The 15,452-nt window shown below is 69.5% G+C and carries 9 protein-coding genes; 4 read left to right on the top strand and 5 right to left on the bottom strand.

Features of this window, described 5'->3' with window-relative positions; all coding sequences use genetic code 11:
• Nucleotides 1-614: putative zinc-binding metallopeptidase (locus BM175_RS11285; RefSeq protein ID WP_175526833.1), on the bottom strand; the 614-nt coding region annotated here is incomplete at its 3' end.
• 195 nt (nucleotides 615-809) lie between these two features.
• Between BM175_RS11285 and BM175_RS11280 the strand changes: the two genes are divergently transcribed.
• From BM175_RS11280 to BM175_RS11265, 4 genes are all read left to right on the top strand, one after another.
• Nucleotides 810-4,130 carry a transglutaminase family protein gene (locus BM175_RS11280; protein WP_090963049.1) on the top strand — a complete coding sequence of 1,107 codons (3,321 nt, stop codon included), beginning with the start codon at nucleotides 810-812 and terminating at the stop codon, nucleotides 4,128-4,130.
• A complete protein-coding gene (locus BM175_RS11275) occupies nucleotides 4,120-6,498 on the top strand; it encodes a circularly permuted type 2 ATP-grasp protein (RefSeq protein WP_244545969.1) in 2,379 nt (792 codons plus the stop codon). Before BM175_RS11280 ends, BM175_RS11275 begins: the two co-directional genes overlap by 11 nt.
• Nucleotides 6,499-6,506: 8 nt before the next feature.
• The gene (locus BM175_RS11270) at nucleotides 6,507-7,400 is read left to right on the top strand and encodes a transglutaminase family protein (RefSeq protein ID WP_090963048.1); all 894 of its coding nucleotides are present in this window, start codon (nucleotides 6,507-6,509) and stop codon (nucleotides 7,398-7,400) included.
• Nucleotides 7,401-7,497: 97 nt separating this feature from the next.
• On the top strand, nucleotides 7,498-8,634 hold the full coding sequence (locus BM175_RS11265; protein ID WP_175526832.1) for a GGDEF domain-containing protein: 1,137 nt from the start codon (nucleotides 7,498-7,500) through the stop codon (nucleotides 8,632-8,634).
• A 4-nt stretch (nucleotides 8,635-8,638) separates the two neighbouring features.
• Here the strand turns inward: BM175_RS11265 and glgB are convergent, their stop codons facing one another.
• The 4 genes from glgB to BM175_RS11245 all read right to left on the bottom strand — a co-directional run bounded on the left by glgB (nucleotide 8,639) and on the right by BM175_RS11245 (nucleotide 15,433).
• On the bottom strand, nucleotides 8,639-10,858 hold the full coding sequence (gene glgB / locus BM175_RS11260; protein WP_090963044.1) for a 1,4-alpha-glucan branching protein GlgB: 2,220 nt from the start codon (nucleotides 10,856-10,858) through the stop codon (nucleotides 8,639-8,641).
• Nucleotides 10,855-12,342 (bottom strand): phosphotransferase, encoded by a 1,488-nt coding sequence (locus tag BM175_RS11255; RefSeq protein WP_090963042.1) that lies wholly within the window; start codon nucleotides 12,340-12,342, stop codon nucleotides 10,855-10,857. Before BM175_RS11255 ends, glgB begins: the two co-directional genes overlap by 4 nt.
• A 48-nt stretch (nucleotides 12,343-12,390) precedes the next feature.
• A complete protein-coding gene (locus BM175_RS11250) occupies nucleotides 12,391-14,442 on the bottom strand; it encodes an alpha-1,4-glucan--maltose-1-phosphate maltosyltransferase (RefSeq protein ID WP_090963040.1) in 2,052 nt (683 codons plus the stop codon).
• A 145-nt stretch (nucleotides 14,443-14,587) separates the two neighbouring features.
• Entirely contained in the window at nucleotides 14,588-15,433 is an 846-nt protein-coding gene (locus tag BM175_RS11245) for a fumarylacetoacetate hydrolase family protein (RefSeq protein WP_090963038.1), read from the bottom strand.
• Between the last annotated feature and the right edge of the window lie 19 nt (nucleotides 15,434-15,452).

Genomic DNA, 15,452 nt, shown 5'->3' with positions numbered 1-15,452 from the left:
CCGCCGTCGCGCACCAGGATGTCCCAGTACCAGTGGCCGACCTCGTGTCGGAAATGGCCGAGCAGCGTGCGGTAGGGCTCGCCCATCGCGGTGCGACGCTTCTCGCGCTCGGCGTCGTCGGCTTCGGCGAGCGCCACGGTGATCACGCCGTCGGCATGCCCCGTCATCACCTTTTCGCCGCTCGCCGGATCGTCGGCGAGGAACTTGAACCCGAGCCCTTCCGGGTGTTCGGCCTGCGTGTAGAGCGGCAGGCGCAGGCGCAGGAGCGTGTAGAACAGGCGATGCTTGGCCGCCTCCATCTTCGCCCAAAGCGCCTGATTGTCGGGGTTGGACAGGTCCGGCACCATCAGGTTGTGCCGGTCGGCGAGGCAGTAGAGGTCAGAGCTGTCGGCCGGCACCAGCCAGTTGCAGACGCCGTACTGGTAGTTGTCGCAGTAGCGCCAGTGCGACCCGTCGCTGCCGCGCCCGACCGACACGAAGTCGGTGCTGGCGGGCTCCAGCGCCAGGACGCGGTTGGTACGCGGCTCGTAGCCCAGCGCATGGCCGCAGCGTTCGCAGCGAACGTTGTTGAAGAAGACGACCTGATCACAGGACGGGCATGAGAACAGCTTCATCGGGGATCCCTCGCGCCCCCGCCGGCCGGTCGGCGGGTGTGGCGCGGTAACACGGGCGTGCCCAATCGGTTCCCGCGCCCCGAAGTGACGGATCGATCGAGGAAATCGCGTCTTGCCGCATTGCAGCAGTTCCAGACGGCGCACCTTGTGCATAGACTGCGAGCGGTCGAATCCATTCGTCGAGTCCGGGAACCGATGCCGATCCTCGCAGCGCTCCGTCACCTGACCCATTATCGCTACGACCGCCCGGTCACGCTCGGGCCACAGACGATTCGGCTGCGGCCCGCCCCGCACTCGCGTACGCGCACACCGGCCTACTCCCTGAAGATCGAGCCGGCCGAACACTTCATCAACTGGCAGCAGGATCCGTTCGGCAACTGGCTGGCGCGCGTCGTCTTCCCGGAGAAGGCGCGCGAGCTGCGCATCGAGGTCGATCTCCTCGCCGACATGACGGTCTACAATCCGTTCGACTTCTTCGTCGAGGAATGGGCCGAGACCTATCCCTTCGCCTATGGCGACGACCTTTCGACCGACCTGAAGCCCTATCTCCAGGCCGAAGCGGCCGGTCCCCGGCTCCAGACCTTCCTCCACGCCGTCGACCGGACGCCGGTGCGCACGATCGACTTCCTCGTCGCCCTCAACCGCCGGGTCGAGGCGGCGGTCGACTACACGATCCGCATGGAGCCGGGCGTGCAGACGCCGGAGGAGACGCTGGAGAAGGCGTCGGGCTCCTGCCGCGACTCGTCCTGGCTCCTCGTCCAAGCCTGCCGCCACCTCGGCCTCGCCGCCCGCTTCGTGTCGGGCTACCTGATCCAGCTGAAGCCCGACCTCGTGGCGCTCGACGGCCCCGCCGGCACGAGTCACGATTTCTGCGACCTTCACGCCTGGGTCGAGGTCTACGTGCCGGGCGCCGGGTGGATCGGCTTCGACCCGACCTCGGGCCTGATGACCGGCGAGAGCCACGTTCCGCTCGCCGCGACCCCGCACTACCGCTCCGCCGCCCCGATCGTCGGCGGCGTCGACCCGGCCGACGTCGAGTTCGACTTCGACATGAGCGTGACGCGGGTGTCGGAAGCGCCGCGCGTCTCCAAGCCCTTCTCGGATGAAAGCTGGGAGGCGCTCGACGCGCTCGGGCGGGCGGTCGACGAAGACCTGCGGGCGATGGACGTGCGGCTGACGATGGGCGGCGAGCCGACCTTCGTGTCGATCGACGACTTCGAGGGCGCGGAGTGGAACGCCGACGCCACCGGCCCGGCCAAGGCGGGGCTGGCCGACGGGCTGCTGCGCCGCCTGCAGGCGCGCTTTGCGCCGAACGGCTTCCTGCATCACGGCCAGGGCAAGTGGTACCCCGGCGAAACCCTGCCGCGCTGGACCTACTCGATCTACTGGCGGCGCGACGGCAAGCCGATCTGGCGCGATCCGGCGCTGCTCGCGGCCGACGACGCGCCGTCCGCCGGCGCCACCGTCGAGGCGGCCGAGACCTTGATCCGCAGCGTTGCCGAGCGGCTCGCCATCGATCCCGCGAACGCGCTCAAGACCTTCGAGGACCCGTCCTACTGGATCGCCCGCGAGGCGAAGCTGCCCGAAAACGTGACGCCCGGCGACTCGCGCCTCGAGGACGCCGAGGAGCGCTCGCGCCTTGCCAAGGTGTTCGACCGCGGGCTCGGCCGGCCGGTCGGCGTGGTGCTGCCCGTGCAGGCGTGGCAGGCCCTGCCCCGCCGCTGGATGTCGGAGCGCTGGACGACCCGGCGCGGCCATGTGTTCCTGGTGCCGGGCGACAGCGCGATGGGCTATCGCCTGCCCCTCTCCTCGCTCGCCCACCTGCCGCCGGCGCGCTACCCCTACACCCACCCGGCCGACCCGCAGCAGTCCTTCGCGCCCCTGCCGGAGCCCGAAGCGCTCGGGAAAGCCCAGGCGCGCATCGACAAGCTGGACCCGCCGACTTGGTCGCCGCCGGAAGCGTCGGCCGACGACGAGATCGTGGGCGCCGTGCGCACCGCGCTCGGCATCGAACCGCGCGAGGGCATCCTCCACGTCTTCATGCCGCCGCTCGAAACGGTGGAGGCTTATCTCGACCTTCTGGCCGCGATCGAGGACGCGGCCCGCGCGCTCGGGCAACCCGTGCGCATCGAGGGCTACGCGCCCCCCTTCGACCCACGGCTCGAGGTCGTGCGCGTCGCGCCCGATCCCGGCGTCATCGAGGTCAACGTCCATCCCGCCCGATCGTGGGGCGATGCGGTCGAGATCACCACCGCCGTCTACGACGCGGCGCGCCAGTCGAGGCTCGGCACCGACAAGTTCATGGTGGACGGCCGCCATGCCGGCACGGGCGGCGGCAACCACGTCGTGGTCGGCGGCGCGACGCCGGCCGACTCGCCGTTCCTGCGCCGGCCCGATCTCCTGAAGTCGCTGGTGCTGCAATGGCAGCGCCACCCGTCGCTCTCCTATCTCTTCTCCGGCCTGTTCATCGGCCCGACCAGCCAGGCGCCGCGCATCGACGAGGCGCGGCATGACCAGCTCTACGAGCTCGAGATCGCGATGGCCGAGGTTCCCGCCCCCGGCGAGGGCGCGGCACCCCCGCCCTGGCTGGTGGACCGACTGTTCCGCAACCTCCTCGTGGACGTGACGGGCAACACCCACCGCTCCGAAATCTGCATCGACAAGCTCTATTCGCCGGACGGACCGACCGGCCGCCTCGGGCTCGTCGAGTTCCGCGGCTTCGAGATGCCGCCGGACGCGCGCATGAGCCTTGCCCAGCAACTCCTGATCCGCGCGATGATCGCGGCCTTCTGGCGCCGTCCGCTCGTGGGCCGCTTCGCGCGCTGGGGCACGCAGCTCCACGACCGCTTCATGCTGCCCGAATTCGTCTGGTCCGACTTCCTGTCCGTGCTCAATGAACTCTCCGCCGCCGGCTATCCCGTCCGCTCCGAATGGTTCGAGGCGCAATGGGAGTTCCGCTTCCCGTTCTGCGGCAAGGTGACCCGCGAGGGTGGCCTGTCGCTGGAACTGCGCCAGGCGCTGGAGCCGTGGCATGTCATGGGCGAGACGGGGGCGATCGGCGGCACGGTTCGCTTCGTCGATTCCTCGGTCGAGCGGCTTCAGGTGAAGCTGTTCGGCTTCGATCCCTCGCGCCATGTCGTCACCTGCAATCAGCGTCCCGTGCCGCTCAGCCCGGGCATCGAGGCCGGCGCGGCGGTGGGCGGCGTGCGGTTCAAGGCGTGGCAGCCGGCGTCGGGCCTCCACCCGACGATCCCGGTCCATGCGCCGCTGACCTTCGACATCTTCGACCGATGGTCGGGTCGCTCGCTCGGAGGATGCGTCTATCACGTCGCCCATCCCGGCGGGCGCAACTACGACACGTTCCCGGTCAACGCCTACGAGGCCGAAGCGCGGCGCCTCGCGCGCTTCGAGGACATCGGCCACACCCCGGGTTCGTTCCGGCCGGCGTCCGAGATGCCCGACCCAAGCTTCCCGACGACGCTCGATCTCCGGCGGCCCGCCTCGCTTGCGCACTGAGGGAACCCAGCGCCAGTCGCAGTCGCAGGGGCGGCTCGGTGCGGCCGTCGAGCCCCCGAGGCGCCCCGTCGCCGGGGCCTTCGACGAGATGCTCGCACCGGACGGCAGCGTCCGCCCGGTCTACCAGCCGGTGGTCGAGGCGCTGGCCGCGCTATCTCGGCCCGAGCGCGAGGCCCGGTTCGGCGCCGCCGAGCAGTATCTGCGCGAAGCGGGCGTCTACTACCGGGCGGGCGAGGACGGCGGCGCGCGCCAGTGGCCGCTCGCCTTTCCGCCCTTCGTGATCGATCCGGCGGAGTGGCGCGGCCTCGAAGCGGCCCTGCGCCAGCGCGCGACCTACCTGGAGCGCCTTCTCGCCGACCTCTACGGCGAGCGCTCGCTCGTGCGCGAGGGCGTCCTTCCCGGCCGTCTCCTCGGCCGCAATCCGGAGTTCCTGCGCCCGCTGGCGCGACAGGCCCTTCGTGGGAACCCGCTGATCCGCTTCATCGCGGTCGATCTCGCGCGCGGGCCGGATGGCGTGTGGCGCGTTCTCGGCGACCGGGCGCAGGCCCCCTCGGGCGCGGGTTTCGCGTTGGAGAACCGCGTCGCGACCTCGCGCGCCCTGCCCGATCTCGCGCGGCAGCTCCACGTGCGCCGCCTCGCCGGCTTCTTCGCGCGGTTCCGCGAGACGCTGGAGGGACTGAACGACCAGGACGGCGCCCGCGTCGGGCTGCTCACCCCCGGCCCCTTCAACGAGACCTATTTCGAACACGCCTATCTCGCCCGCTATCTCGGTTTCCACCTTCTCGAAGGTGGCGATCTGGTGGTGCAGGGCGACCGGGCCAAGCTGCGAACTGTCGATGGCCTGCGCCCGGTCGGCGTTCTCTGGCGCCGCCTCGACGCCGACTATGCCGATCCGCTGGAGCTGTTCTCGCAGTCCCGCATCGGCACGCCCGGCCTTCTTCGCGCCGTGCGCGCCGGGCATCTCGAACTCGTCAACGCGCTCGGCTCCGGTATCCTGGAGACGCCGGCCTTCGCCGCCTTCGAGGACGCCTTGGCGACGCGGCTCGTCGGCGAGCCGCTGGCGCTTCGCTCGGTCGAAACGCTCTGGTGCGGCGACGCCGCTTCGCGCGCGCGCGCGGCCGCCGAGCCCGGCTGGACGCTCGGCTCCGCCTTTCCCGGACAGATGCTCGAGCCGGCCGTCGCCCGGCTTCCCGCCAGCGGGGATGCCGATCACCTCGTCGCCCGCAGGTCGCCGCCCCTCTCCTGCGTCCCCGTAGAAGCGGACGGCGCGATGGATGGCCAGCCCGTCACGCTGCGCGTCTTCCTCGCGCGCTCGGGCGAGGGCTGGGACGTCATGCCCGGCGGCTTCGCGCGAGCGGCGCACCGCGGCGAGGCGACGCCCGCGATCGGTGCGGGCGGGCGCTCGATGGATGTCTGGATCCCCGGCGACGAACCGGACGCGCCGATCACCCTTCTGAGCTCCGGCCGCGAATTCCGCCGCCGCCTGCCGGGATCGCTTCCGGCGCGCGCGGCCGACAACCTGTTCTGGCTCGGCCGCAGCGCCGAGCGCATCGAGGTCGCGGTCCGTCTCTGGCGCGCGGCGCTGGAGCGTCGCGGCGAAGAGCGCGAGACCGCCGTCGACGCCGCGCGCCGCGCGCTTCTCAAGCGGTCCGGCGTTCGCGACGACGACCCGCTCGCCGGGCTTCATCGCGCCGCGCGCTCGGCCTTCGACATCGCATCGCGCATCCGCGACCGCTTCTCGCCCGACGCCTGGCGCGTCCTGGCCGAGGTGGTGGAACTCCTCGACGAGGCCCGCCGCCGCAAGGACCCGGCCGACCATCCGGCGCTGGCCGGCCGCCTTCTGACGCGGCTCGCCGGCTTCTCCGGTCTCGTCGAAGAGAACATGTACCAGTTCTCCGGCTGGCGCTTCCTCCAGTGCGGCCGCCGCATCGAGCGCGGCGAGGCGACGGCGACGGCGACGGCCGACTTCCTTGCCGCCGGCGGCGAAGGCGTCTTCGAAGCGCTGCTCGAATTCACCGACAGCCGCCTCACCTACCGACGTCGCTTCTCGGTCGAGCTCCATGCCGAGACCGTCCTCGATCTCTGCCTGCTCGACCCCCTCAACCCGCGCTCCGTCGCCTATCAGGTCGCCGCGGCGCGCCGCGCCATGGCGGACCTGCCGGGTACCCATGCCGGCGAGAGCCTCGATCTGGCGGCGCGGCGCATCGCGCGCCTCCACGTGCGTCTCGAGACCGCCGTGCCTGCCGAGATCACGCCTGCCTTCCTCACCCGCGTGGCACGCGATCTTCGGGACATTTCGGACCTTCTCTCCGAGCGCTACTTCGCCGTCGCCCCGCAAGGGTCGATCGAACGCTTCGGCAGCGAGTAGGCGCGGCCGTGATCTACGATATCCGCCTCCTGATCGCCTACCACTATCCCGGCTTCGTGGCGGACGCCCGCCACATCCTGCGCGTCGAGCCGCGCGAGGATCGCGGACAGCGCGTCCTCGCGAGCCGGCTGCGGTTCGAGCCGACCCCGAGCGAGTTGCAGCGCGAGACGGATTTCTTCGGCAACCGCACCGCCCACGGCCTGATCGCGCGACCGCACGACGCCCTGCGGGTCGAACTCGAGACGCGCGTTCGCGTCGAGCGTCCTTCACCGCGCCTCGAAGACACGCCAACGCTGCGACAGGTCCGCGAATGGAGCGCGTCCTCCGTCGAGAGCGAGGGCGACAGCCCGATCCATTTCGGCGGTTCCGGGCGCCTCGTCTCGCCATCGGCCATGGTCGCCGCATACGCCGCCGAGACCCTGGAGGCGGCACCTGCGATCGGGCTCGGGCTCCTCATGCTTGCCCGGCGCATCCGATCCGACTTCCGCTTCCAGGCCGGCGTGTCGTCGGTGGCGACGCGCGTCGAGGAGACCTTCGCGACGCGGCGGGGCGTCTGCCAGGACTTCTCGCACATGATGATCGCGGGCCTTCGCGGGTGCGGCGTTCCCGCCGCCTATGCCAGCGGCTTCCTGCGCACCGAGCCGCCGCCCGGCCGGCCACGTCTCGCGGGCGCCGACGCGATGCATGCCTGGGTCGAGGCCTGGGCAGGCCCGGACGCCGGCTGGATCGGCCTCGATCCGACGAACGGCTGCCTCGCCGGGGAAGACCACGTCCTCGTCGCGCTCGGCCGCGACTATGCCGACGTCGCGCCGATCGACGGCGTCCTGATCACGGCAGGCCCGCAGAAGCACCACCACGCCGTCGACATGGTGCCGGTCGAGGCCGAGGTAACGGCGTCTTAACGACACCGGCATCCCACGCGCCGACCGGCCAGCTTTCATAAGACTTCCTTCGCGGATGGAGGCACACAGTCCCGCCGATCGGAAAGGCGCGGGGCCCATGCAGATCGACCTGTTCACCATCTACGTCCTCTGCGCGGCCGTTCTCGGTGTCGCCAGCGCCATGGCCTTCGGCGAAAGCCTCTTCAATTCGCGCCACCAGCGGGTCCTGCGGCTCTGGGCGCTCGCCTATCTGTTTCTCCTTGCCGGATCGATGCTCGTGTCCTGGCGGGAGGAACTGCCGACCGTCATCGGCTCCGGCCTGTCGAACATCCTGATCTTCACGGGCTACGGCCTGATGGTCGCCGGCATCACCCGCATCGGCGGCCGCGACGTCGCCCCGCCGATCGCCGCCGTTGCGGGCGGTGCCGCCCTCTGGCTCTGGGCGGGGCCGAACCTTCCGCTGCCGATCTGGCATGCAATGGCAGCGCTGGTGATCGCCTGCATCCAGTTCGCGGGCGTCGCGGCGCTCCTGTCGCCGACGCTTGGCGTCATGCGCTCGCGCCCGCTCGCCGTCGCCGTCTTCGCCATCCACGGCGCGGTCTACATGATTCGCGTCATCGCCATGCCGCTGCTCGACACGGTGGCGGACGCCGGGATCATCAAGGTCCTGTCGATCCTGACTATGGGCGAAGGCGTCCTCTACGCCGTCGCGGCGCCCATGGCGCTTCTAGCCATGGTGCGCGAGGAGGGCGAGAACCGCCTCGTGGTGGCGGCCCAGACCGACTTTCTGACGGGGCTCGCCAACCGCCGCAGCTTCACCCAGCAGGCGAGCGAGCGGATCGGGCCGGATCTGCCTGCCGGCATCCTCCTCGTCTTCGATCTCGACCATTTCAAGCAGGTCAACGACACGTTCGGCCATCAGGCCGGCGACGACGTGCTGAAACTCTTCGCCCGGGTGGCGGAAAGCGAGATGAAGTCGAGCGCGGTGATCGGGCGGCTCGGCGGCGAGGAGTTCGTCGCCTTCGTGCCGGCCTGCGACATGCAAGAGGGAGCCGAGATGGCTGACCGCCTCCGTCGCCGCTTCCGCGACGCGTCCGAGGCCGGCGCGCGCGCCATCCCCGTGACGGTCAGCGTCGGCGTCGCCTCCACGATGGGACGCGGTCTCGACGAGACCATGGCGGCCGCCGACCGCGCCCTCTATCGCGCCAAGCGGCTCGGCCGGAACCGGGTCGAGCCGGAGGCGCTGGCGGCCTGACGCCTCAGCGCGGCACGAGGACGATCGTCGACAGCGGCGGCAGGCTCAGCGACAGCGAGAACGGCCGGCCGTTGGCGTGGACCTCCTCCGCCTCCCGCCCACCGAAATTGCCGACGTTCGAGCCGCCGTAGATCTCGGCGTCCGTGTTCATCGCCTCCGCCCAGAAGCCGCCATGCGGCACGCCCACGCGATACCCGTGGTGGACGTTGGGCGTGAAGTTGCAGACCACCAGCGCCGCGCCGCCGTGCTTGTCCTTGCGCAGGAACGAGAGGATCGACTGGTCGACGTCGGACGTGTCGACCCATTCGAAGCCGGCCGGCTCGCAGTCGTTCTCGTAGAGCGCCGGAACGCCGCGATACAGCGCGTTGAGGTCGCGGATCAGGCGCTGCACGCCCTCGTGCTCGCGATACTGGAGGAGGTGCCAGTCGAGCGACTGGTCGTGGTTCCACTCCGCCGACTGCCCGAACTCGCCGCCCATGAAGAGCAGCTTCTTGCCGGGGTGCGTCCACATGAAGCCGTAATAGGCTCTGAGGTTGGCGAACTTCTGCCACCAGTCGCCCGGCATCTTGCCGAGGATCGAGCCCTTTCCGTAGACCACCTCGTCGTGGGAGAGCGGCAGGACGAAGTTCTCGGAATACGCATACACCATGCCGAAGGTCATGTGGTGCATGTGGTATTTGCGGTTGATCGGGTCCTCCTGCATGAAATGCAGGGTGTCGTGCATCCAGCCCATGTTCCACTTGAAGTGGAAGCCGAGGCCGCCGGCATAGGTCGGGCGCGAGACGTCGGGGAAGGCGGTCGATTCCTCGGCGTGGGTCGAGGCGTTCGGATACTGCCCACCGACCTGCTCGTTGGTCTCCTTCAGGAAGGCCATGGCTTCCAGATTCTCGCGCCCGCCGTAGATGTTGGGCTCCCACTCGCCGTGATTGCGCGAGTAGTCGAGGTAGAGCATCGAGGCGACTGCATCGACGCGCAATCCGTCGACATGGAACCGGTCGAGCCAGTAGAGGCCGTTGGCGACGAGGTAGTTCTTCACCTCGGTCCGTCCGTAGTCGTAGATCAGCGTGTTCCAGTCCTTGTGGAAGCCGCGCCGTGGGTCCGCGTGCTCGTAGAGCGCCGTGCCGTCGAAGCGGCCGAGCCCATGGACGTCGGTCGGGAAATGGCCGGGCACCCAGTCGAGGAGCACGCCGATATCGGCCTGATGCAGGGCGTCGACGAGGCGCGCGAAGCCGGCCGGATCGCCAAAGCGGGCGGTCGGCGCGTAGAGGCCGATCGGCTGGTAGCCCCACGAGCCGTAGAACGGGTGCTCCGACACCGGCATGAACTCGACATGGGTGAAGCCCATGTCCTTCACATAGGCCGTCAGTTCGCGCGCCAGCGCGTCGTAGTCGAGGAACGTGTCGCCGTCGCCCCGCTTCCACGAGCCGAGATGCACCTCGTAGATCGAAACCGGCTTCTCGCGGTCCTGCCAGTCGCGCGACTTGGATCGGAAGGCATCGTCCTTCCACTCGTGCTCGACGAGGCCGTCGACGATCGACGCGGTGGAGGGGGCGAGTTCCTGGCGGAAGCCCACCGGATCGGCCTTCAGCGGCAGGATCTCGCCGTGCTTGCCGATGATCTCGTACTTGTAGACTTCGCCGCGCTGGAGGCCCGGGATGAAGATCTCGAAGACGCCGGTGTCGAGGCGCTTGCGCATGACGTGACGCCGGCCGTCCCAGGCGTTGAAGTTGCCGACCACCGAGATGCGGCGCGCGTCGGGCGCCCACACCGCAAACGCGACGCCCTTCACGCCGTCCATCTCGCGGGGATGGGCGCCGAGCTTCTCGTAGAGCTTGTAGTGCCGTCCCTCGGCCAGAAGATAGGCGTCGAAATCGGACAGGAGCGTGCCGAAGCGGTAGGCGTCCTCCTCCTCCCAGGTCACGTCGCCATGGGTGAAGCGGAAGCGATGGGTCGGCACGTCGCCAGCGATGAAGCCGGAGAACAGGCCGTCGACCTCGCCGCGCTCGAGCGTGCCGAGCACCTTTCCGGCCGTATCGATCACCTCGGCGCGCTCGGCGCCGGGCCGCATCGTGCGGATCACCGCGCCGCCGTCGGTGCGATGGATACCAAGCACCCCGAACGGGTTCTCGTGCCGCCCGACGCCGAGCGCCCGCGCCTCGTCCCCATGCAGCGCGTGGTCGAAGCCGGCGACGGCCGACGAAGGGTTGGTTTCAGTCTGGCTCATCGGAGGACCTGACGCTTTTCGAGAAGGGAGACGATGCCCCGAAGGGGGATGGACAGCCACGCCGGCCGCATGGCCGCCTCGTAGCGCAGTTCGTAGAAGGCCTTCTGCAACACGAAGAGATCGAGAAGCTTCATATTCGCGGCCGAAGAGAGCGAGACGCCGCTCGCCGCTTCCCAAGCCTTCAGGAACTCGGCGCTCGTGCGCTCGCGCCAGGCGTCGGACGCCGCGCGGGCGGCCTCGCCGGCATCGGATCCGAGCCGGTCGCGGGCGGCGAATGCGGCATAGTCGAAGGAGCGCAGCATGCCGGCGACGTCGCGTAGCGGCGAGGTCTTCGCCCGGCGTTCGGCAAGAGGGCGGCCCGGCTCGCCCTCGAAGTCGAGGATCACGGCGTCCGCGCCCGACACGAGCACCTGCCCGAGATGGTAGTCGCCGTGGATGCGCGTACGCCAGCCGCCGGCCTCGTCCGCCGAAAAACCGGCGAACCACCCATCGATCTCGCCGCGCGCCGCGAGCAGGCGGTCGATCTCGCCTTTTAGTTCCGGGCTGCGCTCGGCCTCGCGCGCGAGCACATCCAGCGCCTCGCCCGCCTCGGTCCTCGCCTCCGCGATGATTCGGCCAAGCGAGGCCGCGTCGAGCGGCTCGGGATCGAAGGCGGCATCGCCCGTCTTCCGAGCCAGCGCCGCATGCATCTCGCCGGTGCGCCGGCCAAGCGTCGCGCCGGCATCGAAGCGCTCGTGCGTGATTTGGCTGCCCGACAGGTCGGCAACGAGGTCGTCGGTCACGACGCCCCAGGCGTCGCCGCGATTGGCGACGCGCTCGAAGAGGGCCGCGACGGCGGTGTGGCTGCCGTCAGGCCGCCGCAGTTCCAGCCAGGCGAAGAGCGCCGGCGCGTTGGTGAAGCCGCTCCGGTCGGTCAGGAAGGCTGTGACCTCGAGCTCGGGCTGCTCGCCGTCGCGCAGGCGACGGTAGAATTTCAGGATGCCGAGCTGGCCGACCCCGACCGAGGTGTTGGACTGCTCGCCCGACAGGACCTTGATGTCGGAGGTCGGCACGTCGGCGACGGCCGCCAGCCGATCCGCCGTGGCGCGGCTGCGATGGACGACCAGCGCTCCGCCCTCCCCTTCGCCCTTCGCCAGAAGCGCGACGACGGCCGCGGCAAAGGCGGGGTCGCGCGCGCCGTCCGCCAGAAGCCCGCCGGCCGGCCCCGCATCGAGGCTCGTCGCCGCCGCGCCCTCCGCGGCGCGCACGAGCGGCAGGAAATAGCGCTGCGTCTCGCCGTCCTCGACATGGACGACGAGTTCGCCGAGCTCCGCCGCCCCGATCGAGTCCTCGATCGCCTCGAAGCGGGCGTTCGAGACCCGTTCGGAGCGCCCCGCGTACCAGCGCTGGCGCCCGGCGAACTCGACCAGCGCGGAGGATGGCACCGAGGCGGCGTCGAACCCGGCGCTCGGGGCGCCGTCCGGCCGGGAATGGGACATGGTCATGCTCGCACTCTCGCTTCGCTCATCCTCAACCGCTGACCTCGGCGGCCGTCAGACCGAGATCCGGAACACGGCGTAGGGCCGCTCGTCCGGGCGGAACCACCAATGCTGGATCTTGCCCGACCAGACGAACTGGCGGTCGTCGACGAGATCCTCGACCTTCACCGAAGCGTCGTCGCCCAGTCCGAGTTCCCACAGCGGCACCTCGAAATGCCCGCCCTGCGGATTGTGCGGGTCGAGGCTCACCATCACCAAGATGTAGGACGACCGGTCGGGCGTGCGCTTGGCGTAGTAAAGGACGTTGTCGTTCCAGAAGTTCAGGAACTCGAGGTTTCGGAAGTCGCGCAGCGCCGGTTCCGAGTTCCGGATGCGGTTGAAGAAGGCGATGTCGTCGCGGATATTGCCTTCGCGCTTCCAGTCGAAGGCGCGGATCTCGTACTTCTCGGAGTCCTTGTACTCCTCCTTGCCGGCGACCAGCGGCTCGTATTCGCAGAGCTCGAAGCCGGAATAGACGCCGTAGTTGCCAGCCAGCGTCGCGGCCAGCGCCAGCCGGATGCGGAAGCCCGGCCGCCCGCTCGTATGGAGGAAGAGCGGGTTGATGTCCGGCGTGTTGACGAAGAAGTTCGGCCGCATGAACTCGGCGCACTCCTCCTTCGTCAATTCGGTCAGGTACTCGCGCAGCTCCCACTTCTGGTTTCGCCACGTGAAGTAGGAATAGGACTGGTTGTAGCCGACCTTGGCGAGCCGCTTCATCAGCTTCGGCCGGGTGAAGGCCTCGGCCAGGAACACCGCGCCGGGGTCCACCAGCCGCACCTCGGCGATCATCCATTCCCAGAACGGGAAGGGCTTGGTGTGCGGGTTGTCGACGCGGAAAATGCGCACGCCCTTGTTCAGCCAGAACAGGACGACGTCGAGCAGTTCCTGCCACAGCGAGGGGATCGCGCCCTCGCGGTAGAAGTCGACATTTACGATGTCCTGGTACTTCTTCGGCGGGTTCTCGGCGTATTTGATCGAGCCGTCCGGCCGCCAGTCGAACCATTCCGGGTGCTCCTTGATCCACGGATGGTCGGGCGAGCACTGGATGGCGAAGTCGATGGCGATCTCCAGCCCGTGGTCGGCAGCGCGCGTCACGAGGCGCTGGAAGTCGGCGAAGGAGCCGAGCTCCGGGTGGAGGTCCTTGTGGCCGCCCTCGTGCGATCCGATCGCATAGGGGCTCCCCGGCTCCCCCTCCTGCGCCGTGACCGAGTTGTTCTTGCCCTTGCGATTGGACTTGCCGATCGGGTGGATCGGCGGGAAATAGAGGACGTCGAAGCCCATCTCGCGAATGTCGGGCAGGCGCGCGATGACGTCGTCGAACGTGCCGTGCCGGTTGACGTCGCCCGACTGCGAGCGCGGCATCAGCTCGTACCAGGCGGAGAAGGCCGCGCGCTCGCGGTCGACCCAGACCGGCACCTCGCGGCCGTAGGACGAGAGGTTCTCGCGCAGGCCGACGTCGCGCAGGAGCGCGACGGTCGTCGCCTCCTCGAAGGCGGCGTAGAGAGCCTCGCCGTCGCCCTTGGCGGCGAGCTTGCCGATCCGGTCGCGCAGCGCTTTCAGCGCCTTTTGCTGGTCCTTGGTGCCGCGCCCGGACCCGGATGCCTTTTCGAGGAGGATCGCGCCCTCGCGCAGTTCGAGCGAAATGTCGACGCCGGCGTCGCGCTTCTTCTTCGTGTCGCTCGCCCAGGTCGCGAACGTGTCGCGCCAGGCAACGATCGTGAAGCGGTAGGGCCCCGGCCGGTCGAAGGCGACAGTCGCGCCCCAACGGTCGTTGGCGATAAAGACGAACGGCGTCTCGCGCCAGTTCGCGTCGTCCACGCCGCGCGTCAGAAGCGCTGCGGCAATGATCTCGTGGCCGTCGGAGAAGATGTCGGCGGTGACGGTGAGCGGCTCGCCCTCGAAGCGCTTCACGGCGAACCGACCTCCGTCGATCTCGGGCTGGACGCCCTCGATGGCGACGCGGTCGGCGGCGAGCATCTGCAGTCGGTCGAGCGATGCGGCGGCGGATGCCTTTCGGGCTGCCGTCTCGCGCTTCTTGGGCTTCGATCCGGTTTCGACCTGGGACATGGGCGGGCCTTCCTGCTGCCTGTCGAGGGGTCGGACGTGCCGTTTCGAAGGCTCGTCCGACGCGCAGAAGGAATAGGGGCCGGGCGCGCCGCTTCCAGTGCGCCGCACCCTTTTGCGGGGAGCTTTCTTTCTGAGCCGTGCCGTTTCAGCGGGGCGCGGAGAAGACCTGCCGCTGCTCGCCGAGCTTGGCGTTGCCGAGCGTGACGATGTCACCGTCCTTCAGGAACACCGGCGGCTTCATGCCGGCGCCGACGCCATGCGGCGTGCCCGTCGTGACGATGTCGCCGGGCTCCAGCGCGAAGAACTCCGACGCGTAGGAGACGATGGTCGCGAAGTCGAAGATCATGTCGGCCGTCGTGCCGGTCTGCATCCGCTGGCCGTTCACGTCGAGCCAGAGTTCCAGCGCGGCCGGATCCTCGATCTCGTCGCGCGTCACCAGCCAGGGGCCGAGCGGGCCGAAGCCGGGCGCGCTCTTGCCCTTCAGCCACTGGCCGCCGCGCTCCTTCTGCCAGGTGCGCTCCGACACGTCGTTGCATAGGCAGAAGCCGGCGATATGGTCCATCGCCTCGGCCTTCGAGACCTGGTAGCAGCGCTCGCCGATGACGACCGCGACCTCGACTTCCCAGTCGATCTTGGACGAGCCCTTCGGGATCACCACGCCGTCGCGCGGGCCGGCGATCGAGGAGACCGCCTTGTTGAAGAGAAGCGGCTCCTCCGGCACGTCTGAGCCTGTCTCGGCGGCATGTTCGGCATAGTTCCGCCCGACGGCGACGAAGTTGCGCGTGCCGGCCACCGGGGCGCCGAGACGATGGCTCGGGTCGGTCTTCGGTAGGCTCTTCGGGTCGAGCGCGCGCAGCTTCGCCAGTCCCTCTCGCGAAAGCACCGCCCCCGCGATGTCGTCGATCTCGCCCGACAGATCGCGCAGCGTGTTCTCGGCATCGATCAGGCCGGGCTTCTCGGCTCCGGGCTCGCCGAATCGGACCAGACGCATGGTTCAACCTCTTCGTTGC

Source organism: Aureimonas phyllosphaerae (assembly GCF_900113065.1).
GTDB lineage: Bacteria > Pseudomonadota > Alphaproteobacteria > Rhizobiales > Rhizobiaceae > Aureimonas > Aureimonas phyllosphaerae.
The sequence above is the reverse complement of the archived record's forward strand: the minus strand, read 5'-3'. Positions and strand labels throughout refer to the sequence as shown.

What these genes read in the sequence shown, in the direction of transcription:
- BM175_RS11280 (WP_090963049.1), top strand. Translation starts at nt 810, where the DNA reads ATGCCGATCCTCGCAGCGCTCCGTCACCTGACCCATTATCGCTACGAC.
- BM175_RS11265 (WP_175526832.1), top strand. Translation starts at nt 7,498, where the DNA reads ATGCAGATCGACCTGTTCACCATCTACGTCCTCTGCGCGGCCGTTCTC.
- glgB (WP_090963044.1), bottom strand. Translation starts at nt 10,858, where the DNA reads ATGAGCCAGACTGAAACCAACCCTTCGTCGGCCGTCGCCGGCTTCGAC.
- BM175_RS11255 (WP_090963042.1), bottom strand. Translation starts at nt 12,342, where the DNA reads ATGACCATGTCCCATTCCCGGCCGGACGGCGCCCCGAGCGCCGGGTTC.
- BM175_RS11250 (WP_090963040.1), bottom strand. Translation starts at nt 14,442, where the DNA reads ATGTCCCAGGTCGAAACCGGATCGAAGCCCAAGAAGCGCGAGACGGCA.
- BM175_RS11245 (WP_090963038.1), bottom strand. Translation starts at nt 15,433, where the DNA reads ATGCGTCTGGTCCGATTCGGCGAGCCCGGAGCCGAGAAGCCCGGCCTG.